Origin of the sequence: Vibrio alginolyticus NBRC 15630 = ATCC 17749 (assembly GCF_000354175.2) — a bacterium.
GTDB classification, from domain to species: domain Bacteria; phylum Pseudomonadota; class Gammaproteobacteria; order Enterobacterales; family Vibrionaceae; genus Vibrio; species Vibrio alginolyticus.
Genome location: NC_022349.1, coordinates 238,975 through 260,559, shown reverse-complemented (window position 1 = coordinate 260,559; position 21,585 = coordinate 238,975). Strand labels below are relative to the sequence as shown.

Genomic DNA, 21,585 nt, shown 5'->3' with positions numbered 1-21,585 from the left:
CTTTGTGACGGTTATTTGATCGTAGGCCAGTTCAGCTCCCAAGGGGAAAGCCAAGTATCCAAGCCCTGAGAGACGATTTCACTGTGCCATTTGCTACCCAGCACTTTGTATTCTCGTGGATCGCAAACAAAGCGATATTGCTCATCTCGGTATTGGAAGCAAAGTGAAAATGCATGCAGGTAACCGCGATCAGCCTCATTGCCTGCATTGTAAATCGGGTCGCCAACAATACCTGAGCCAACCGATTTTAATGCCACGCGGATTTGATGCGTTTTACCAGTGTGTGGCTTACATAAAAATAGGCGCTCTCCGGGCTCTGCCGCAAGAGAGAAAAACTGGGTGACGGCTGGGTTGTTTTTGCTGTTGACCAGCTTCCATGATGAACGGCGCGAACGCTCCATATCACCAACGACCAAACCTTGTTTCTTTTTCGGCTTTTTAGAGCCAATCGCCAGATAGAACTTTTCCACTTGGCGGTCAGCAAAAGCTTGTGATAACGCACTAGCCGCTTTGGCGTTGCGTCCGAGGAGCAGAATACCCGATGTCATTTTATCCAAGCGATGGATAAGATAGAGCTGCTCATCACCACTCTGCTTAGCCACTTCTTGCAGCAGCATTGTGTCGCCATCGTCTTTATGAACAGAGACGTTGGGATGCTTATTGATGATCAGAAAATCGGGATGGGTATGTAGAATATCGAACATAAAAAACTGGCTCCACGTTTGGAGCCAGCAGTATACATAAGTTACCGGACAAAGCTATCGAGGCTTGCCCCTAAGGTCTTTTCTAAAGCTTCTTCGAGAAAATGCCAGCAAGACCAATGATTGCGATACCCAGCAGCATGATTTCACCTTTGCCACTATCAAAGCCAGACTTAATCCCCATGAAGGCAACAATAGCAATCGCAACAGGAATCAGGTATTTAACTAGGTTGTACCACAATCCAAATAGCGGGAAGGATACTTCGCCGTCATTAGTGATCTCTTTTTCTAGCTCAGCACGGCTTAGGCGCCATCCAGCAAAGATACAAACCAACATACCACCAACCGCTAAGAAGATTTTGTCCGTTAGCAAGTCGAAGATATCAAAGGCACCGGTACCGAACAGCGTTGGTCCCATTCCACCTAACGATAGTGACGCAAAAATACATAATGCCGCCATAACTGCACTTGCAGACAGAACTGCGTTAGAGCGCTTCATGCCTTTCTCGTCGATTAGGTAAGACACGACAACTTCCAATAGTGATACTGAAGAAGTTAATGCCGCCACCGTCAAACCGATGAAAAATAGCAACGCGAATAGCAACCCAATCACACCGCCCATTTCAGCAAATAGCTGAGGAACGACAACGAATACAAGACCAGGGCCTGCCGCAGGCTCCATGCCAAAGGCAAACATAGCTGGGAACATAGCAACACCAGCAAGAATCGCGACACCTGTATCCATCGCTGTAACCATACCGGTTGTTTGAACTAGGTTCTCTTTCTTTTTCAGGTAAGAACCGTACGTCATCATACAACCCATACCTAAGCTAAGTGAGAAGAACGCCTGCCCTAGTGCAGCAAGAACCACATTGCTGTCGACTTTAGAAAAGTCCGGCATGAATAAGAACTCAAGGCCAGCCATTGCACCTGGCAGCATCAAGCCTTTAACAGAAACAACGATTAGGATTAAGAACAGAAGCGGCATCAGAACCTTACCGGCTTTCTCAATACCACCCGAAATCCCTTTCATCACGATCATGACGTTAAGGAACAGGTAAACACCCATCCACATCAAAGGTTGAATCGGATCTGAGATGAAACCGCCAAAGCTGTCGCCAATTGCTTCTGGCGCGCTGAGTAGACCACCGCCCACTTTAAAGATGTAGGCCAATGCCCAACCACCAACCACTGGGTAGAAGCCCATGATCAAAAGACCACTGAAGACTCCCATAACGCCAGTGAACGTCCAGCGTCGGTCAGTTGTTTTGAATGCACCTACGGCAGAAAGACCTGTCTTACGACCAATAGCGAACTCTGTCAGCATCACGCTAAAGCCGATAAAAATTACAAAGATAAGATAGATAGCAACGAATGCACCGCCGCCACTCTCACCTGCTGTGTAAGGGAATTTCCATATATTGCCTAAACCGACAGCGGAACCCGCTGCTGCCATTACGAAGCCTAGTTTAGACCCCCACGTATCACGTGGTGCTGCTGTATTAGTTGTAGCCACGCTTTTTCTCCAAAATTAGTTTGTTGTGTATGCATAGAGATAGGCGTCTAAAAAGTTTATGTAAAAATTATTGTACACTTATAAAATAAGCGTTCGACGCACTATGTCTAGAAAGTAAAGCAGCTCCCCTTTAAAATTGGAACCCCAAAAAAGTACATTTATCGCACAAGTGTCGAGTTACGCAGGTTAAATGCTGCTTTTTTGTTCAAAAGTTAAAGAATGACCTTATTTTTCACATTAAAATAACAGAATCAGCTGTTATGAAATTCGTTCCTCATATAAGGTCAATCCCACGTCTAAATGGGAAATCTATTCCCCCAACCCACTTTTATGCTTAATATCCTAGAAGGGCATATTACTCTGAGCGTATATGGACAAGTTTTATCACTTTCTTACTTTAGCTGGCATCGGGCTATATTGGTTACTGGTCGCAGGTGTGACCATTCGTGTCGTTTTAAAGCGCCGTGCAGTGAGCGTGTCTTTAGCTTGGCTAATGATCATTTATATCCTTCCCGTTCTGGGTGTCGCATGTTATTTCCTCTTCGGTGAACTGAACTTAGGCAGAAAGCGAGCCGAACGTGCGAAAGAGATGTTTACACCATTCGAGAAGTGGTTCAGTCAGCTTAACGACTGTAACGCGCACAACCCAGAAACGATGGGAAGGCACATCTACCGAATTGATGAACTTTGTAACAACCGCCTTGGTCTTCCCGCATTGAGCGGTAATACATTGTCGCTGCAACAGTCACCTAATGAGATTTTGCATTCCATTATTGAAGACATCGAAAACGCGCAGAGCAGTATTCGAATGGTATTCTACATTTGGCATCCGGGTGGTTTGGCTGACTCTGTCGCTTCTGCGCTTATTCAAGCGGCTAAACGCGGCGTAGATGTCAAGCTATTGCTCGATTCAGCAGGTAGTCCACGTTTTTTCAGAAGTCCTTGGTATCGAATGATGCAGGATGCTGGAATTGAAGTTATTCAAGCGCTAGAAGTGAAGATGTGGCGTATTTTCTTACGTCGTCTTGATCTTCGCCAACATCGCAAGATCATCGTAATTGATGATGAAATTGCTTATACCGGTTCAATGAACCTGGTTGACCCGGCTTACTTCAAGCAAAACAGTGGCGTCGGGCATTGGGTGGACATCATGGTTCGCATTACGGGACCAACGGTAAACGTATTGAGTGCCATCCACTGTTGGGATTGGGAAGTCGAAACTGGCGAACGTCATTTACCAAGACTACCTGAATGCAAGATCGATGAGAGTGAATTCCAACACCCTATTCAGGTTGTGCCTTCTGGCCCAGGTATGCCGGAATATCTGATCTATCAAGTATTAACATTGGCAATAAACCAAGCCAATCGCTCGGTACGAATCACAACACCATATTTCGTGCCCAATGCTGATTTACTCGAAACGTTAAAGATGACAGCACAACGAGGCATTAACGTTGAACTCATTATTCCCCATAAAAATGACTCTATGATGGTGCAATGGGCTTCACGCGCTTTTTATAGTGAGCTCTTGAGTGCAGGGGTCAAGATTTATGAGTTTTATGGTGGTTTGCTGCATACAAAATCTGTCGTAATTGACGACCAATTCTGTTTAGTTGGCACCGTAAACATGGATATGCGCAGCTTGTGGCTGAACTTCGAAGTGACCCTCGCCGTTGATGACGAAGAGTTCACCAAGCAAATGTCTTGGTTACAAGATAGCTATATTAAGCAATCTCACACTGTTGTATTGGAAGAATGGGAGAAAAGGAGCCTATTTTCTCGGTTCTTAGAGCGAGTGTTCTATCTCTTCAACCCACTCCTCTAATACCTCAAATACACAGGCTAAAAAACCTCCAGCGCTACATGCATCCTGCTGGAGGTTTGTTCTTTTAGCTCCCTATCTACACGATACCTCTCGACATCATTACCTGTTCATCTTCGCTGTTATTGGCTGATAGTTGACTTTTCCCTTGCATAACCTACGTCGTCCATGTTTTAAATATTCAAAACCGCAATATTTAAGACAGGGAACTTTTATGTCAGAGGGAAAAAAAACCAAACTCATTACCGCTGGCCGCGATAAAAAGTGGACAAATGGTGTTGTAAACCCACCCGTTCAACGCGCTTCAACCGTGGTATTCAATACCGTTGCAGAAAAGAACCAAGCCACCATTAATCGTGCAAACAAAACATTGTTTTATGGTCGCCGAGGCACCAACACGCACTTTGCTTTCCAAGACGCAATGGTTGAGATTGAAGGTGGAGCTGGTTGCGCGCTTTACCCTTGTGGAACGGCAGCAATTTCAAACGCCATCCTCTCTTTCGTTGAAACTGGCGATCACATTCTAATGGTGGACACTTGTTACGAACCAACTCGTGACTTTTGTAACACCATAATGAAGAAAATGGGCATCGAAACCACCTATTATGACCCAATGATCGGTGAAGGTATCCGAGACTTGATTCAGCCGAATACCAAAGTCCTTTTCTTGGAGTCTCCTGGTTCAATAACCATGGAAGTCCAAGATGTACCTACATTAGCACGCATTGCCCATGAGCAAGATATCATCGTGATGCTAGACAATACATGGGGAGCTGGCGTGAACTTCTCTCCTTTCGAGCATGGCGTAGACATTTCCATTCAAGCGGCGACTAAGTATATCGTTGGACATTCAGATGTCATGCTAGGTACTGCTGTGGCTTCTGAAAAGTATTGGGATCAGCTTCGTGAACAAAGCTACCTGATGGGTCAGTGCGTTTCTCCTGACGACGCATACCTAGGTCTTCGAGGTATTCGCACGTTGGATGTTCGCCTAAGACAGCACGCAGAAAGCAGTTTAAAAGTCGCTCAGTGGCTCGCTTCTCGCCCAGAAGTTGATCATGTCCGCCATCCAGCTTTAGAAACAAGCCCTGGCCATGAGTTTTTCAAACGAGACTTCACAGGGGGAAACGGCTTGTTTTCATTTGTTCTCAAAACGTCTTATCCAAAAGCGACGACGGCTCTGCTTGATGGCATGAAACACTTCAGTATGGGTTACTCTTGGGGCGGTTATGAAAGCCTCATTCTAGCTAACGAACCTAAGAGCTTTAACAGTCTGAGAACCGTAGCTCACCCACACTTTGAAGGTACTTTGGTTCGTATTCATATTGGCTTAGAAGACGTAAATGACTTGATCGCTGATTTAGAGGCTGGTTTTGCGCGTTATAATGCCTTAATGCTTGAAAAAGAAGTCTCCCTATAACAATGATTGAATCGCCCTGCATTGCGGGGCGTTTTTATAACTCCCTGACTTAATTAGAATTAACTAACATTCACCAGAACTATTAATTAATGTTAATCATTTGTGTTGTTTTTCAATTGAGCAGTCACAGAATGAAATAATGTGCCACAAATAGGCTTTCCAAATTTAGAGTTTCTCTCCTACTTTTTATCATTCATAAGAGGTCATACCACAAGGAGATAGTTTTGAAACTCAAATTTATAGCGCTAATGCTTTTTACCTTAGTTACCGTCCCAATAACCTCCGTATACGCTGCAACAGGTTATACCCAAACCAAGTATCCGATTGTTCTGGTTCACGGTTTGTTTGGTTTTGATACCCTGGCAGGCGTTGATTACTTTTTCGGAATACCACATTCCTTAACAAAAGATGGCGCTACGGTTTATGTTGCACAGGTATCCGCGACCAATAGCAGCGAAGTTCGAGGGGAGCAACTGCTTGCTCAAGTCGAAACCTTACTTGCAGCAACAGGCGCAGAGAAAGTCAATCTCATTGGTCACAGTCATGGTGGTCCAACAACGCGCTATGTTGCCTCTGTCCGTCCTGACCTAGTCGCATCAGTTACGAGTATAGGAGGCGTTAATAAAGGGTCTAAAGTGGCAGATCTAGTTCGTGGCACCGTATCCGAGGGTTCGGGTAGTGAGCAGCTCGCGGTAAAACTGGCGCAAGGCTTAACTACTCTTATTAATCTTCTATCAGGTGGTTCTGATCTCGACCAAGACCCTTTAGCCTCACTAGCAGCATTAACCACGGAAGGATCATTAGCGTTTAACCAACACTACCCGGAAGGAGTCCCTACCAGTGAATGTGGTAATGGTGACTTGCTGGCTTCAAATGGCGTTTATTACTACTCATGGACCGGATCATCCACTTTTACAAACGTTTTCGATCCGACCGACGCTGCCATGATGGTACTTGGCTTAGCCTTTGATGGGCCAAATGATGGCTTAGTTGGTGCGTGCAGCACACATTTGGGCAAAGTCATACGTGATGATTATCAAATGAACCATTTGGATGAAATTAACGGCCTACTCGGTATTCATCATCTTTTTGAAACCGATCCAGTCACGCTTTATCGCCAACATGCAAATCGTCTCAAACTTCAAGGTTTATAAGAGGTCATCACAATGAAGAAAGTCGCTCTCACCACTTTTATCCTGCTCTCGATATTTGGCGTGGGAGCGCTTTCTCTGTTACAAAGCGACAAACAACAAGAGATAACCTCTAACCATTCGCCATCTCAGCAAGATATAGCCGCCGATGTCTCTTCCCCAAAAGACTTCTTCGAATATTCTCTTAGCCGGCTGGGCGAAGAAGATCTCGATACGATCAAAGCGGAAGTCAATGATGACACTTTAGCAAAGCAAACTCTGAATATTGATGCCAAACTTTTTCAAACCTACCTTTCCTACAAGCAAGCACTCTCTGCATTAGAGCCTTTTGAGCACAATCACCTAACGCTTGAACAGTTAACCATGCTGAATGAAGCAATACTGAACTTACAGCTTCAATACTTTAGCGAGGCGCAGATAACCCAATTGTTTGACGAAGAAAACCGACTTCGCCAACTTGCTTTAGAAAAGCTGACGATTAAAACACAGGCATCGGATATCGAGAGTCAAGAACACCTTCTCAATCAAGCGTTATCAGAACAACCGGATTACATACGAGAAAGTGAACGCAATAACGCATTAGCAAAGCAGCTCGAGCAAGCTTCTCAGCTTGATTCACAAGACAAGTACATCGCCCGTGTTGCTCTGGTAGGAGATGCCGGAGCGCAGAGGCTGCAAAAACTTGATGAGCAAAGAGAATCATTTGAGACTCAACTCGCCACTTACTTAAAGCAGCGTCAAAATATTCTGAATAGAGATTTTCTAGGGCAAGACGAAAAACAGTCAGAAATCATTGCTTTAAGAAAACAAAGCTTCGATGCCACTCAATGGCGTCGAATCGAAGCTTTGGAACGTATTCATGATAGCCAGAACTAACAACATTAGCTTAATAGCCAAACGTTACTTATTCTGCTTTTTAGGACATCCAACGATATGGTCATCCACCATGCCGACGGCTTGCATGAAAGCATAACAGATGGTTTCACCGACAAACTTGAAGCCTTTCTTTTTTAGGAATTTACTCATGGCTTTGGATTGCTCTGTCGAAACTGGCACGTCACTCATATGTTGCCATTGATTAATGATTGGTTCGCCGTCCACGAACTGCCACAACGCGTCTGATAAACTTCCGTATTCAGCAATTAACGCTTTGGCCGCTTTGGCATTACTGAAAACCGAGTTAATCTTTCCGCGATGCCTTACAACATCGAAGTTTTCCACGATGTATTCAGCGCGTTCTTCATTTCTTTGTTCCAACGCATCTAGATCGTAATTCTCGAACGCTTCTCTGTAACCTTCGCGCTTTTTAAGGATGGTGATCCAACTAAGACCAGCTTGCGCACCTTCCAAAGTAATAAATTCAAACAGGACTTGGTCGTCATATACTGGCACGCCCCATTCGGAATCATGATATTCGCGCTCTAATGGGTGATTCATCGCCCACGCACACGTTTTTTGTTCTGTCATTATTCTTCCTTAAAAAGCGCCTCTAACTGATGAGCTAGAGGCGCGATATTTTTTATCGTTATATCAGTAGCACTAAGCCTGTTTCGGTACTGCCACTTTATGGAACAAACGATACAACACTGGCACGACAATCAGTGTCAGGACTGTCGCAAAACCCAAACCAAACATAATCGTAACCGCCATTGGTTTGAAGAAAATATCTGGCAACAGTGGGATCATACCAAGGATCGTCGTGATAGCAGCCATACAAACGGGACGGACGCGACTTACCGCAGCATCAACGACCGCGTCATAAGCCTCTTTACCGGACTTCATTTCAATTTCAATTTGGTCCAGTAATACGATGCCATTTTTGAGCACCATTCCCGATAAGCTTAAGAAGCCGAGCAATGCCATAAAACCAAACGGCGTGTTGAGTGCCAACAAACCAGTGGTGACGCCAATTAACGCCAGCGGTACGGTAAGCCAAACAATGAGTGGCTCTTTGATAGAGTAAAATAGGAATACAGTGATCAAGAACATGAACAAGTACCCCATTGGCATAGTAGTAAACAGTGACTCTTGAGCATCACCTGAAGATTCGTATTCACCACCCCACTCTAAGGAATAACCTGGTGGTAATTGAATCGCTTCGATTTGGGGCTGTAAGCGTTTTTGCAATGTCGATGCGGTTTCTTCACCTAGAATATCAGGGTCTGCCATCACAGTGAGCATACGCTTACGGTTCTTACGTACGATGATAGGATCCTCCCAACGCATGTCGTAACCCATTGTGACTTGTTGAAGTGGGATAAACTCACTCTGTGCTGGACTCCATATTTTCATGCCTTCAATGTTACGAATATCAATACGTTCATCTTCAGGTAAACGAGCCACGATAGGCATGAGCGTCGTGCCGTCTCGGTAAAGGCCTATCGTCATTCCAGAGAATGACATGGACAAGAAGTCATCGACATCTGATTTGGTAATGCCATAGCGACGTGCCTGACTCTCGTTAAACTGAGGTTCAAGAACTTGGGTTCGTTCACGCCAATCATGCCTGATATTTGTTGCCTGAGGGTCGGCGTACATGATGTCCTTGACCTGAGCGGCTATCGTACGAAGGACGGTTGGATCTGAGCCAATAATGCGAGCTTCAATTTTTGCACCACCACCAGGGCCTAACTCAATCTGTTTGAGCTTGTAATTGATTTCTGGGTAGTTGGCTTTTAAATACTCTCGAAACTTCGCCATTAATGGTTTTAACGCTTCGTAGTTTTCCATGCGAGTGGTTATCTCACCATAAGCCGCATAACTTTTCTCTGGCGCGTACGTTAACATGAAGCGCTGTAAGCCTTTACCCGCGGTCGTCGTGATATGGTCAACATGCTCTTGCTTAGCTAACCAACTTTCTAACTCTTTAAGCGTTGTGTTGGTTGCTCGAATATCAGTTCCTTCTGGCATCCATACATCTAACTGAAAAATAGGCGTTGTCGACGATGGGAAAAACGCTTGCTTCACAAAGGTGAACCCGTAAACACTTGCCGCTAATCCCGCAATCAGCACCACAACGGTAAACCAAGCACGACGCATACAAAACTGAAGAAACTTTTTATAAATAACGAAAATAACCCCGTTATATGGATCATTTTCTTCCCCTTCACCTTGTTTAATCTTCTGGCCTTTAAAGAAGATGTCAGCAAAGAATGGTGTCAACGAGATAGCGGTAAACCAGCTCAACATTAAAGAGATCAGCAGAACCGTAAATAAAGTGCCACAGTATTCGCCCGTCGAGTCTTCAGACAGTCCAATTGGCGCAAATGCAGTTACCGCAATCACAGTTGCCCCAAGTAATGGCCACTTGGTTTGGGTAACAATGTCGGTCGCTGCTTGGAGTCGAGTTCGCCCTTTTTGAGTACCAATCAAAATCCCCTCAACCACAACGATGGCATTGTCCACCAACATACCCAATGCGATAACCAAGGCACCTAATGAAATCCGCTGTAAATCTATCGCGAGATACTTCATGAAAATGAACGTACCCAGCACCGTCAGCAGCAAGATTAAACCGATAAGTAGCCCAGAACGTAGCCCCATAAAGAACAGAAGTACGATAATGACGATACCGACAGCTTGAGCCAAGCTGACAACAAAACCGCTAACCGATTTATCCACCTCTTTAGGCTGACTGTAAATTTCCGAGATTTCGATACCGACAGGTTGTTGGTACTTTAGCTCGGCAAGGCGATGATCAAACGCTTTTCCGACTTCAACCACATTGACGCCTTCAGCAAAAGAAACACCCACGTTCAGTGCAAGGCTGCCGTTAAAATTAATAACATTACTCGGTACTTCTACATACCCGCGTTTTATTTCCGCCACATCTTTCAAGAAAATGAGCCCCTGAGCGCCCGACTCAGTAATTAACAAATCACCCAGCTCCTCCACACTCTGGAACTCGCCAGTCGGCTGAATTCTGATGTACTCGTCACCAATTCTGATCGCTCCTGCGTCAGAAACCACGTTTTGCGTCGAAAGAAGATTAAACACGGTATCCGGAGCAAGACCTATACTGCTCAGCTTTTTCATCGATACTTCGATGAAAACTTGCTCTTGCTGTTGCCCGGATACCGAAACTTTACTCACGCCATCAACCAGTTCGAGCTCTCGGCGTAAGTAATCGACGTAATCTAGTAGCTCTTTATAGCTATAACCGTCGCCAGTCACCGCTAACAAAATCCCGTAAACATCACCAAAATCATCGATCACTTGAGGTTCATTCACACCTGGAGGCAACGTCCCTTTAAGGTCGTTCACTTTACGGCGCAACTCATCCCAAATTTGTGGTAGATCATCAGGGCCATAATTGTTCTTCATCGTGACCGTGATTTGAGATAAGCCTCGGCTAGAAATCGAATTTACTTCATCAACATAAGTAAGCTGCTGAATCGCTTTTTCGATTGGGTACGTCACTTCTTCTTCGACTTGTTGCGGTGTCGCACCAGGGTAAGAGGTCACTACCATCGCATCTTTAATAGTAAAAGCAGGGTCCTCAAGACGCCCTAAACCAAAGAATGCGGCGATACCACCAATCAAAAATATCAGTGCGACCATCCAACTGATGACGCGATTTCGGATGAAGTACGCAGCAATACCGGTCACATCATCATCACTTTGAGGCACTGATTTATTAAGATCGCTCATAGACCGGCCTCCTGCGTAGCCATTTCCTGTATCACTTCCACTTTCATGCCATCCCTTAATCGAGAAACACCGGCAATCACAACTTTGTCTTTGAGCATGAGACCATCAAGGATTTGAATGGACGTTTTAGATGCCTTACCTGCTCGCACCTGTTTGCGCGATACCGTATTGTCGTCATTCAGTACCCAAACAAATTTGTTTTCGCGCCCCAGCTCGTCACCATCCGCATTAAAAATGGCTTCGATAGGGACATTAATTCCTAGGTTGAGATCAAGCCCAACATTCTCGTCTTTAGACGTTACTTCAACAGCCATCCCATCTAGGATGTACTCTTCTTCCGGCATAGGAAGCGACAGTGTGACAGTAAACGTACCTGTTGTTGGATCGGGCTCAGTCGTAAATTCTTTTACCGTCGCGTTATATTCGTTACCGCTGGGCACGCGCACTAATGCTTTGATCGCGGTAAGCCTTTCTTCCGTTGGCGGTTGGTTCACATAGAGGCGGTCTGGAAGCTGAATCAACACTTCGACTCGCTCCAAGCTGTGAATATTAACGATATGCTGTCCGACTTGAACATTTTCGAATTGGTCGATATTAACTCGCGAAATAATCCCATCCACGGGCGCTTTTAAGGCAGTAAATGATAGACGAAGTTTGGCTAACTGAAGCTCAGCTAAGGCGATTTGTCGTTGTGCTGCAATTTCATCAAACTGAGACTTAGCTAATAGGCCTTTATCAACCAAAGGGCGTGAGCGGCGATACTGACTGTCGACAACAGAAAAACGCGCACTCGCATTATCTACATCCAACTCATAGTCCGTGGGATCTAGCGTTGCAATAACATCACCCTTCGTGACTTTGTCGCCCTCTTTTACCATGATGCGGCTGACTTCTCCTGTCACTCTGAAGCTCAAATGAGAGCGATCCGCTGCATTCGCAACCGCAGGGAAGTACAAGTTGTCGTCCACCTTGTTTCCCGCTAATGACGTAACCCTAACTCGTGGCGTTTCGAGCTCTTTTTCTGGCGCATTATCCACACAGCCGACGAGAAAAAGCGTTGAAAGTAAAGTCGCTAGAGAGATGATTCCTTTCATATTACAACCCTCTTTCCTTAATCCACGCTCTTACCTTAATTCCGGGTTCAATTACACTGACACCCGAGATAATGATTTGGTCGCCATCGCTAAGCCCGGCTAACACTTGATTTTTGTCATTCATCTCAATTGCGGCTTTGGACACAATGCCTTGCTCATCGACACGCCAAACGTATGTTTTGCCGTTCTCTTCTAGCAACGCGGAGTTAGGAATCTTTGTCGCTCCTGCACTTTTGGACAGGAGGTAAGCATTGCCAGACATTCCCGGCAAAAGGCCTATTTCTGCTGGTCGCTCCATGACCATCGTGACTTTGTAACTGCCCGTTTTAGGGTCGGCTTCTGTATCGATTTCCTGAAAGGTTAAGTCAAAGGCTTGCTCGGGGAACGCATCAAATATCATTCTGGCAGAGACATCGCTCCCCTGCGTGTAACGATTTAGAAGATAGTCTGGGATTTGGAATATCACTTTGAGGAGTTGGTTGGACTGAATATTCATCACCCCTTCTTTCGCGGCAACATATTCATGGTTTTCTGCTGGAATGTACGAAATAGTGCCATCATATGGCGCGACAAGTTTGGTATATCTTAAGTTTGCCTTTGCTTGATTCCATTGAGCTTTTGCTGAGTTGTGATTCGCTTTTGCCTCATCAAAATCTTGCTCAGATACTACTTGGTCTTTACGTAGCTTTTGGTATCGCTTGTATTGCACATCTGCGAGCAAAAAATTTGCCCGAGCTTGCTGTTCGAGCAGAGAATATTCATCTGGGTTTAATGACGCCAAAACATCACCTTTACTGACGACTTGACCTTCATTCACTTCTATCGTTTGAAGAAGCCCAGGAACTCGAAATGTCAGTACTGCTCTATCGCCAGCTTCCGTCGTGGCAGGAAAATGTCGCTCAAACTGGGCATTGCCAACAGATACTGTAAATAGCTTCGCAGGGCGCGATTCAGGTTCAGGAACAGGAGGAAGTTCTTTACCGCACCCCGACAAGACAGCCGAGATGGCAATAGGAATGAGCAATCTTCTCATTACATTCATCCATAAAAATTGGGGGATTATTTTTAAAGTAGATGAATTTTGAACGAACTTCCAGAGCAGAAAAGATTAATAGTGCTTTAAAATTAGTAATTTGTGATAAAAAAGCAGGCTTTATGCCTGCTTCAGTTAAATCTTCTTTGGATATAAAATGCCTAGAGCTTACTGAATTCTCTGTTCACCCTATATGTATCAGACGTAACATAAGCTTCCATGTTACGAATTTTGACATCAAGACGGTCAAAATCCCTTTCCAACACACTGAGCAGTTGATCAGGGCTTTGCCCTTTCTGCCAAGGCTTACTTTTGAGCGTATGCTCTTGCTGCGCTCTGATATTTTCAGAATACGTTACTGGTTGCTTTTCTAACATAAACGCCATCGCGATGTACGCTAGCAATACCAAAAACGTACCACCTAACAGCGCTGCAGAAATCACTACAATACGAATCAACCAAACTTCTGCACCAAAGTAGTTGGCAATTCCGGCGCAAACACCGGAGATTTTGCCATTTACTGGGTCACGATACAGTTCTCGATTATTCATACTTTCGTCTCCATGTTGGTGACTCAGCATCCAAGATGCGCTCCAATGTATCAACTCGGGACTGCATCGCTTCCGCTTTTTCAGATAGTACCTGAAGGCGCTCTAAATCTTGGCTCGACAGTGCACTATCTGTTTTGCGTTTGCTGCGATAGTGTAAGAAGAGCCATAGTGGAGCGACAAAGATTAAAAAGACAATCACTGGTCCTGCTATAAAAAATGCCGACATAAATGGCTCCTTTCTTATTTATCTTTCGATGACATCTGTTCTTTCAGTTTTGCCAACTCTTTTTCAATTTCGTCTTGTGCCTGCAACTCTGCAAACTCTTGTTCTAGCGATTTAGCATTACCAGTTTGAGCATACAAGTCTGCTTCCGCTTCCATTTCATCCACTTTACGTGAGTACTGCTCAAATTTCGCCATCGCTTCATTAGTACGGCTAGTGTGCAGGTGTTTTTGCACATCACGACGGTTAGATGCAGTTTGGTTACGAATTGCTAGTGCTTGCTGTTTTGCGCGCGTTTCGGCAATTTTGCTTTCCAACTTACCAATCTCGCCAGTAAGCTTATCGATCGTTTCTTCCACTAAGGTTTGCTCAGTGTGGAGGCCTTTAATCACTTGCTCTAGCTTTTGCTTTTCAATTAACGCTGCACGAGCTAGATCTTCACGCTCTTTCACTAATGCTAAGCTCGCTTTTTGGCCCCATTCGCCAATTTGCTCTTCTAACGTTTCAACCTTACGAGCCAACTCTTTCTTGTCTGCAATCGCTTTAGCCGAGTTAGTACGCACTTCAACAAGTGTGTCTTCCATTTCTTGAATGATAAGACGGATCATTTTTTCAGGATCTTCCGCCTTGTCCAGTAATGCACTGATGTTTGAGTTAACGATATCTGCAAATCGAGAAAAAATACCCATAACGGAACTCCTCTTTTTTCCTATTAAAACTCGACAAGGTGGTGATTAACCTTGTGTCTCCCTGAATATATAACAAGTAACGTGCCAACTTATAATTTTCTTTTAAATCAGAGCGTTATTCATTTTGTTGTCGTTACACACTATTGTGCTATGATGTTTTTCACCAACTGTTGGTGAAATTTACCAACTCTATCCCTGAATCATGGCTCGGCTGTTAAATAAGAAGGATTTTATGAAGCAAAACCTGATTGGTGAATCACCTGCTTTTCTCGCTGTACTAGATAAAGTATCACAACTTGCACCCATTGAGCGCCCTGTCCTCATCATTGGTGAGCGAGGTACGGGTAAAGAACTCATCGCTCAGCGTTTGCATTATTTATCAAGACGTTGGGATAAACCACTACTATCACTCAACTGTGCGACATTAAGCGAAGGGCTAATAGATTCCGAATTGTTTGGACATGAATCCGGCTCCTTCACGGGCTCTAAAGGTAAGCATAAAGGGCGTTTCGAGCGTGCCGAGGGCGGTACTTTGTTCCTTGACGAACTGGCAACCGCACCACTTTTAGTTCAAGAAAAGCTATTACGTGTCATTGAATATGGTGAATATGAGCGAGTTGGCGGTCATACCGCTCTCAATGCGGATGTTCGACTTGTTTGTGCAACCAATGCCGACCTACCAAAATTGGCAGAGCAAGGTGATTTTCGTGCAGATCTGCTCGACAGGCTAGCCTTCGATGTCATTATGTTACCGCCTCTTCGCGAGCGCAAAGAAGACATTCTCTCTTTAGCAGAGCACTACGCGATGAAAATGTGTCGTGAACTGCAACTGGAATACTTTGTCGGTTTTACCCCAAAAGCGCAGCAGTCGCTTATTGAATATGAATGGCCCGGTAACGTCCGCGAACTAAAAAACGTGATTGAACGTGCGATTTACCAACATGGTCTGAATGCTCACCCAATTGATGAACTGGTTTTCAATCCCTTTGAAACGGTTTGGCACAGCGCGCTTGGCCATAGTGCAAAACAAGCAGAACAACAAGAAGAGGAAGCATCAAGCAACACCATCCAATTCCCTCTAGACTATAAACAATGGCAAGAGGAACAAGATATCCATTTACTCAATCGTGCATTGGAAGAAGCCAAGTTTAATCAACGACAAGCAGCCGAGCTACTTGGCTTGAGCTATCACCAATTACGAGGGATGGTTAGAAAATATGGTTTGGTCGGACAAAGCTAACTTGACCGAGAGAACTCAATCAATACACGAGCTCGTGACTGCGCTCTAATTCGCATGCATTTATGGCATAACACCTTACAGTGTATGGATTTTATGTTTGGAGCGAGTTCACAAAGGTGATAAATTAGCGAGATCATTTTCGCTTGTTAGCTTTGAAAGAGTAAGATCAAACGAAACGAGCAAGATCCAATGAACATTTCATATTATGAATGCTTTTATAAGATTATCGCTGAGCCTTATTGGGATTAGCCTACTTACCGCTTGTGGCGATGAAATTGACCACAATGATATTCGCAAAGCTGGCTTTGTGTTTTGCGGACAGGGTAAGCCGACCACGTTTAACCCTCAGCTTATTGATAGCGGTATTACCGCAGAGGCTCTGAGCCCGCAGCTGTACGATACGCTGCTCACGCTCGATCCTAAATCACATCAGCCCGTGGCAAGCATCGCCGAGAGTTGGTCAGTAAATGAATCAGGGACGGAATACACGTTTAAGCTTAAACGTGGTGTTAAATTCCAAACCACGCCTTGGTTCACACCCACTCGCCCATTGAATGCAAAAGATGTGGTATTTAGCTTCAAGCGAATCATCGATGTAGACCATCCTTTTCACCAAGTAGGTGGTGGTTTTTATCCATGGTTTGCAGGGTTAGATTTTCAAAACCTACTCCAAGACGTGGTTGCAATAGATGAGCATACGGTAAGGTTTACGTTATCTCAGCCAAACTTTTCTTTCTTGGCCAATATTGCCACCAGCCATGCGGTTATCTTGTCTGCGGAGTATGGACAGCAATTGGCAGCAAAAGATCATAAAGAAGAAATCGACCAACTTCCTATCGGTACCGGCCCTTATCAATTAAAAGAGTACCAAGTGAACGATTTGATTCGATTAGAGCGTCATTCTAATTACTGGAAGTCACCAGCAAAAATGGAACAAGTGGTGTTCGATATCTCTCACAGAGGCACGGGTACATTAGCTAAACTTTTAAGAAACGAGTGTGACGTACTCTCTTCACCTATTTCGAGCCAAATACCTGTCATTCAAGAAAATGACAACCTTGAGCTGACGGCTACACCAGCTAACAACGTTTCCTTTATTGCGATAAACACAGAAACCACCGCGCTGAGTGATGCTCGAGTTCGCCAAGCTCTTAACTTAGCGATCAACCGTCAAAATATTTTAGATTCGGTTTACTACGGAACTGGCTCCCAAGCTTATACCTTGCTACCACCAAATTCATGGGCTTATCAAAAAGACAGCGTAAAAATTCGTTATGACCGGAATTATGCATTGGCACTACTTCGAGATGCAGGCTACGAAGACGGCCTAGAATTGACCATGTGGGTACCACTTGAACCACGTGCTTTTAACCCAAGCCCTCGCAAGACTGCGGAGTTAATCCAAGCGAATTTTGCCGATATTGGGGTTAAATTAACGCTACTGACCGATGATAGGTTTGAACGTGTGGATTTGGAGAACATCAACGATATCGATTTACTTTTAACAGGTTGGATTGGTGATACCGGGGATCCTGACAACTTTTTCCGCCCTTTATTATCTTGCGAGTCTGACCGCGTTGGCCTTAACGTGTCCATGTGGTGTAACGATGACTTCGATTTCTTGCTCGATTTGGCGTTAGAAACTCAAGAACCGCGTTACCGTTTGAACCTATATCGCCAAGCACAGAACATTTTGAATCAAGAGTTCCCGGTTATTCCTCTGGCGCATGGCGTGCAGTTCCGTGTGCACGACAAATCGCTGACAGGCTTCAAATCAAGCCCTTTCAATGCCCAACCGTTTGATAGAGTTGAGAGAATTCACTGATGTTTTGGTATACCGTTCGACGCTTTAACCTATTTATCATCACTTTGATGATCCTTACATTAGTGGGTTTTTCTCTGCTTCGCCTTGACCCTCTCTCGCACTGGGCAAACGTTGATTTTTGGTCTGGTTGGCAAACTTACTTAATCAACCTTTCTCAGCTTGATTTTGGCATAAGTAAAAACGGCAACGCGATTTATGACGAGCTCGCCGTCGTATTCCCTGCCACTTTGGAACTGTGCTTTTTTGCCTTTTTGGTGTCCCTTTTGATCGGTATTCCACTTGGAACCGTGGCTGGGATGAAGCAAGGTAAATGGCTCGACACCAGCATTTCATTCATGTCGATGTCTGGTTATTCCGCCCCAATTTTTTGGGTGGCTCTGTTACTTATCATGGTTTTTTCATTAGAGTACCAACTCTTTCCCGTGGCAGGACGATATGACCTGCTTTACGAAATTGATCATGTAACCGGATTTGCCATTATCGACGCATTCATGGCGAAAGGTGAATACCGCGCTCACGCACTGCAAAGCGTCATTGAGCATATGGTGCTGCCATGTTTGGTGCTTGCTTTGGCTCCAACCACCCAGGTTGTCGGACTAATGCGCTCCTCGGTAGCGGAAGTGATGAGCCAAAACTACATCCGTGCAGCGAGAATCAAAGGTCTTTCTAACCGCGAAATCGTAACTCAACATGTATTGCGGAATGCGATACCGCCTATCATTCCCAAGGTTGGTGTTCAACTTTCGAGTATGATTACCTTAGCTATCATCACGGAGTCTATTTTTAACTGGCCAGGTATTGGTCGTTGGCTTTTAGATGCGCTAGCAAGCCAAGACTATGCATCTATCCAAGCTGGCGTGATGGTACTTGCGACTTTGGTTCTTACCGCTAACATACTCTCGGATTTGATTGGCGCGATGATTAACCCTTTAGTTCGAAAGGAATGGTATGCTAACAAATAACGTTTATCAGGAAGAGCGCATTCCAACACAGTTTGAGCGTTTTTGGCGAAGCTACCGCGCCAACGGACTAGCCATGTTTGGCTTGTGGTGCTTGGTGTTTATCGTCCTTATTACCATTTTTGCCCCCCTACTTGCACCATTTGACGCCCAAGCACAGTCAGGTGAGTTGCTTGTGCCGCCATCATGGGCTCCAGCAGGAACGGTTGATTACTTTTTGGGGACCGATGACTTAGGTAGAGATATTCTTTCGCGCCTGATTATGGGCTCTCAGCTGACATTTGGCGCTGCTGTCGCCATCACCGCAATTGCTGCCGTTGTAGGCTGTTTAATTGGCGTATTGGCAGGTATGACGAAAGGCTTACTGTCGAGTACTCTCAACCACTTGCTCGATACCGTCATGTCGATCCCGTCGCTCTTATTAGCAATCATTTTTGTGGCATTTCTAGGCTTTGGTGGGTTCAATATTTTACTCGCAATCTGCTTGGCTTTGATTCCGCGTTTTATTCGCTCCGTTTATATCGCAGTCCACACCGAAGTTGAAAAAGACTACATAATGGCAGCACGCCTTGATGGCGCTAATGATTTCTACTTACTGTGGAGTTCAATTCTTCCTAACATTCTGACGGTCATTGCCGCTGAAATCACACTCGCGCTCTCTGCTGCGATTTTAGATATTACGGCACTGGGTTTTCTTGGCCTAGGCGCACAGGCACCAAGCACCGAGTGGGGAGCAATATTAGGTGACTCTGTCGAGCTTATTTATATTGCACCTTGGACAGTGACCCTACCCGGCCTGACCATCATGTTTACTGTTATTACCCTAAACTTAGTAGGTGAAGGTGTACGTCAAGCGCTTAATGCGGGGATCGAATAATGCCGTTGTTAGATATTCGACATTTGACCATTGAGATCGAAACACCTCAAGGGTTGGTCAAAGCCGTTGACCGAATGAGCCTAACTTTGAACGAAGGCGAAATTCGTGGTCTTGTAGGTGAGTCTGGCTCTGGAAAAAGCTTAGTTGCAAAAGCGATTGTCGGTGTGAGTAAAGATAACTGGCGCATCACCGCTGACCGTATGCGCCTTGGCAATATTGACTTGCTTCAGCTTACGCCAAAAGAGCGTCGGCGCGTCATTGCTCGTGATATTGCGATGATTTTCCAAGAGCCTTCAACTTGTCTTGACCCTTCAGAGGAAGTCGGGCGTCAATTGATTGAATCCATTCCATCTCGCGCATTTGAAGGGAAATGGTGGGAGCGATTTAAATGGCGTAAAAAACAGGCCATCGCGCTTTTGCATAAAGTGGGTATTAAAGATCACAAGCGTTTAATGGGTAGCTACCCTTATGAACTGACTGATGGTGAGTGTCAAAAGGTCATGATTGCCATGGCGATTGCGACCAAACCTAAATTGCTGATAGCAGATGAACCAACCAACGACTTAGACCCGATTACCCAATCGCAAATTTTGCGTCTGTTGAGCCGCATGAACCAACTTAATAACACAACCATTCTGCTTATCGGCCACGACTTAGCGACCATAACACAGTGGGCAGGACGTATTACGGTAATGTATTGTGGTCAGTCGGTGGAGTCTGCCGATACCAGTAAAATCATTGCGGCACCCAAGCACCCGTACACCGATGCCTTGCTTAAAGCGATGCCTGACTTTAATGATTGGGTACCACACAAGCAAAAACTCCAATCCCTACCGGGCTCGATTCCGCCATTGCAGCATCTGCCTATCGGTTGTCGCCTCGGACCACGTTGCCCATATGCGCAGAAACAATGTGTAGAAATTCCACACACCAGACGAATTAAGAATCATAAATTTAACTGCCACTTTCCATTGAACACGGAGAAAAAGTCATGAGTGCGTTACTTGAAGTCGATAATTTATCGAAGCAATTTGTTACGCGCTCCCGTCTGTTCAAACGTCAGGTTAATGAGGCAGTTAAACCGGTAAGCTTTACTTTAGAGCCAGGACAAACTATTGGTTTTATTGGTCAAAACGGGTCAGGAAAATCCACACTAGCTCGTATGCTTGCTGGCGTTGTTGAACCAAGCTCCGGAGAGATCCGTGTGAATGGCGAACGATTGGAGCACAAAGATTACGCGACACGCTGCAAGCTCATCCGCATGATTTTCCAAGATCCAAACACATCGTTAAACCCACGAATCCAGATTGGTCGTATTTTAGAAGGTCCGCTAAAGCGAAATACCAACATGCCGCCAGATGCGCGCATGCAGCGTGTAAAGAACACCCTGCTCCGCGTAGGATTGCTGCCTGAGCACGCCTATTTTTATCCACAAATGCTAGCTGCCGGTCAAAAACAGCGCGTGTGTTTGGCTCGTGCACTTATTCTTCAACCTTCCATCATTGTCGCTGATGAGGCGTTAAACGGTTTGGATATGGCAATGCGCTCGCAGATCATTAACTTATTCCTCGAGTTGCAAGAAGAGATGGGATTGTCATTTGTGTACGTGTCTCAGCATATTGGCATTGTTAAGCATATTACTGATAAAGTGATGGTGATGCATGAAGGTGAAGTGGTCGAGTTTGGCGAGACCAACCAAGTATTGACTCATCCCGAGCATCCTATTACTCAACGACTAGTCGAAAGCCACTTTTATAAAGCGCCAAGCCATCAAACAAAATAGCTTATCAAAGATGTAATCGTGCAAATGTAAAGAAGCCTGCTTTAACGCAGG

Annotated in this window: 19 protein-coding genes; 10 read left to right on the top strand and 9 right to left on the bottom strand. The window is 45.0% G+C overall.

The features are described 5' to 3' along the window. Positions 1-11 precede the first annotated feature (11 nt). Positions 12-704, bottom strand: a complete 693-nt coding sequence (locus N646_RS01135) for a TIGR01621 family pseudouridine synthase (RefSeq protein WP_017820860.1) — start codon at positions 702-704, stop codon at positions 12-14. An 82-nt stretch (positions 705-786) separates the two neighbouring features. Continuing rightward, entirely contained in the window at positions 787-2,157 is a 1,371-nt protein-coding gene (locus N646_RS01130) for a sodium-dependent transporter (protein ID WP_042522154.1), read from the bottom strand. A 430-nt stretch (positions 2,158-2,587) separates the two neighbouring features. On the opposite strand from N646_RS01130, the gene cls reads away from it, so the two are divergent. The 4 genes from cls (at position 2,588) to N646_RS01110 (ending at position 7,486) form a co-directional block, all read left to right on the top strand. Further along, the gene (gene cls / locus N646_RS01125) at positions 2,588-4,042 is read left to right on the top strand and encodes a cardiolipin synthase (protein ID WP_017820861.1); all 1,455 of its coding nucleotides are present in this window, start codon (positions 2,588-2,590) and stop codon (positions 4,040-4,042) included. Between the two features lie 211 nt (positions 4,043-4,253). Next, positions 4,254-5,459 carry a cystathionine beta-lyase gene (locus N646_RS01120; RefSeq protein ID WP_017820862.1) on the top strand — a complete coding sequence of 402 codons (1,206 nt, stop codon included), beginning with the start codon at positions 4,254-4,256 and terminating at the stop codon, positions 5,457-5,459. A gap of 224 nt (positions 5,460-5,683) precedes the next feature. Then, positions 5,684-6,613, top strand: coding sequence for an esterase/lipase family protein (locus N646_RS01115; protein WP_021033826.1), 930 nt, complete (start codon positions 5,684-5,686; stop codon positions 6,611-6,613). Positions 6,614-6,625: 12 nt separating this feature from the next. After that, positions 6,626-7,486, top strand: coding sequence for a lipase secretion chaperone (locus tag N646_RS01110; protein WP_017820864.1), 861 nt, complete (start codon positions 6,626-6,628; stop codon positions 7,484-7,486). Positions 7,487-7,510: 24 nt separating this feature from the next. Here the strand turns inward: N646_RS01110 and N646_RS01105 are convergent, their stop codons facing one another. From N646_RS01105 to pspA, 7 genes are all read right to left on the bottom strand, one after another. Then, positions 7,511-8,077, bottom strand: a complete 567-nt coding sequence (locus N646_RS01105) for a DNA-3-methyladenine glycosylase I (protein WP_017634671.1) — start codon at positions 8,075-8,077, stop codon at positions 7,511-7,513. A gap of 72 nt (positions 8,078-8,149) precedes the next feature. Next, complete coding sequence (gene vmeI, locus N646_RS01100) at positions 8,150-11,260, bottom strand: efflux RND transporter permease subunit VmeI (RefSeq protein WP_017820865.1); 3,111 nt, start codon at positions 11,258-11,260, stop codon at positions 8,150-8,152. Next, entirely contained in the window at positions 11,257-12,354 is a 1,098-nt protein-coding gene (locus N646_RS01095) for an efflux RND transporter periplasmic adaptor subunit (RefSeq protein WP_017820866.1), read from the bottom strand. Before N646_RS01095 ends, vmeI begins: the two co-directional genes overlap by 4 nt. Position 12,355: 1 nt before the next feature. After that, complete coding sequence (locus N646_RS01090) at positions 12,356-13,387, bottom strand: efflux RND transporter periplasmic adaptor subunit (RefSeq protein ID WP_017820867.1); 1,032 nt, start codon at positions 13,385-13,387, stop codon at positions 12,356-12,358. Positions 13,388-13,548: 161 nt separating this feature from the next. Continuing rightward, entirely contained in the window at positions 13,549-13,938 is a 390-nt protein-coding gene (pspC, locus tag N646_RS01085) for an envelope stress response membrane protein PspC (protein ID WP_017820868.1), read from the bottom strand. Next, positions 13,931-14,164 (bottom strand): envelope stress response membrane protein PspB, encoded by a 234-nt coding sequence (gene pspB / locus N646_RS01080; protein WP_005378117.1) that lies wholly within the window; start codon positions 14,162-14,164, stop codon positions 13,931-13,933. The genes pspC and pspB overlap by 8 nt, the downstream gene beginning before the upstream one ends. 14 nt (positions 14,165-14,178) lie before the next feature. Then, a complete protein-coding gene (pspA, locus tag N646_RS01075) occupies positions 14,179-14,850 on the bottom strand; it encodes a phage shock protein PspA (protein ID WP_005378119.1) in 672 nt (223 codons plus the stop codon). 232 nt (positions 14,851-15,082) lie between these two features. Between pspA and pspF the strand changes: the two genes are divergently transcribed. From pspF to N646_RS01045, 6 genes are all read left to right on the top strand, one after another. Then, positions 15,083-16,090, top strand: a complete 1,008-nt coding sequence (gene pspF / locus N646_RS01070) for a phage shock protein operon transcriptional activator (RefSeq protein WP_017820869.1) — start codon at positions 15,083-15,085, stop codon at positions 16,088-16,090. Between the two features lie 205 nt (positions 16,091-16,295). Further along, complete coding sequence (gene sapA, locus N646_RS01065; protein ID WP_017820870.1) at positions 16,296-17,915, top strand: ABC transporter substrate-binding protein SapA; 1,620 nt, start codon at positions 16,296-16,298, stop codon at positions 17,913-17,915. Then, positions 17,915-18,877: an ABC transporter permease gene (locus N646_RS01060; RefSeq protein ID WP_005378122.1), complete on the top strand. Its 963-nt coding sequence runs from the start codon at positions 17,915-17,917 to the stop codon at positions 18,875-18,877. The genes sapA and N646_RS01060 overlap by 1 nt, the downstream gene beginning before the upstream one ends. Then, positions 18,864-19,751 carry an ABC transporter permease subunit gene (locus N646_RS01055; RefSeq protein ID WP_005378123.1) on the top strand — a complete coding sequence of 296 codons (888 nt, stop codon included), beginning with the start codon at positions 18,864-18,866 and terminating at the stop codon, positions 19,749-19,751. Before N646_RS01060 ends, N646_RS01055 begins: the two co-directional genes overlap by 14 nt. After that, on the top strand, positions 19,751-20,746 hold the full coding sequence (locus N646_RS01050) for a peptide ABC transporter ATP-binding protein (RefSeq protein ID WP_005378126.1): 996 nt from the start codon (positions 19,751-19,753) through the stop codon (positions 20,744-20,746). Before N646_RS01055 ends, N646_RS01050 begins: the two co-directional genes overlap by 1 nt. Then, positions 20,743-21,534, top strand: a complete 792-nt coding sequence (locus N646_RS01045; RefSeq protein ID WP_005393308.1) for a peptide ABC transporter ATP-binding protein — start codon at positions 20,743-20,745, stop codon at positions 21,532-21,534. Before N646_RS01050 ends, N646_RS01045 begins: the two co-directional genes overlap by 4 nt. Positions 21,535-21,585: the final 51 nt, after the last annotated feature.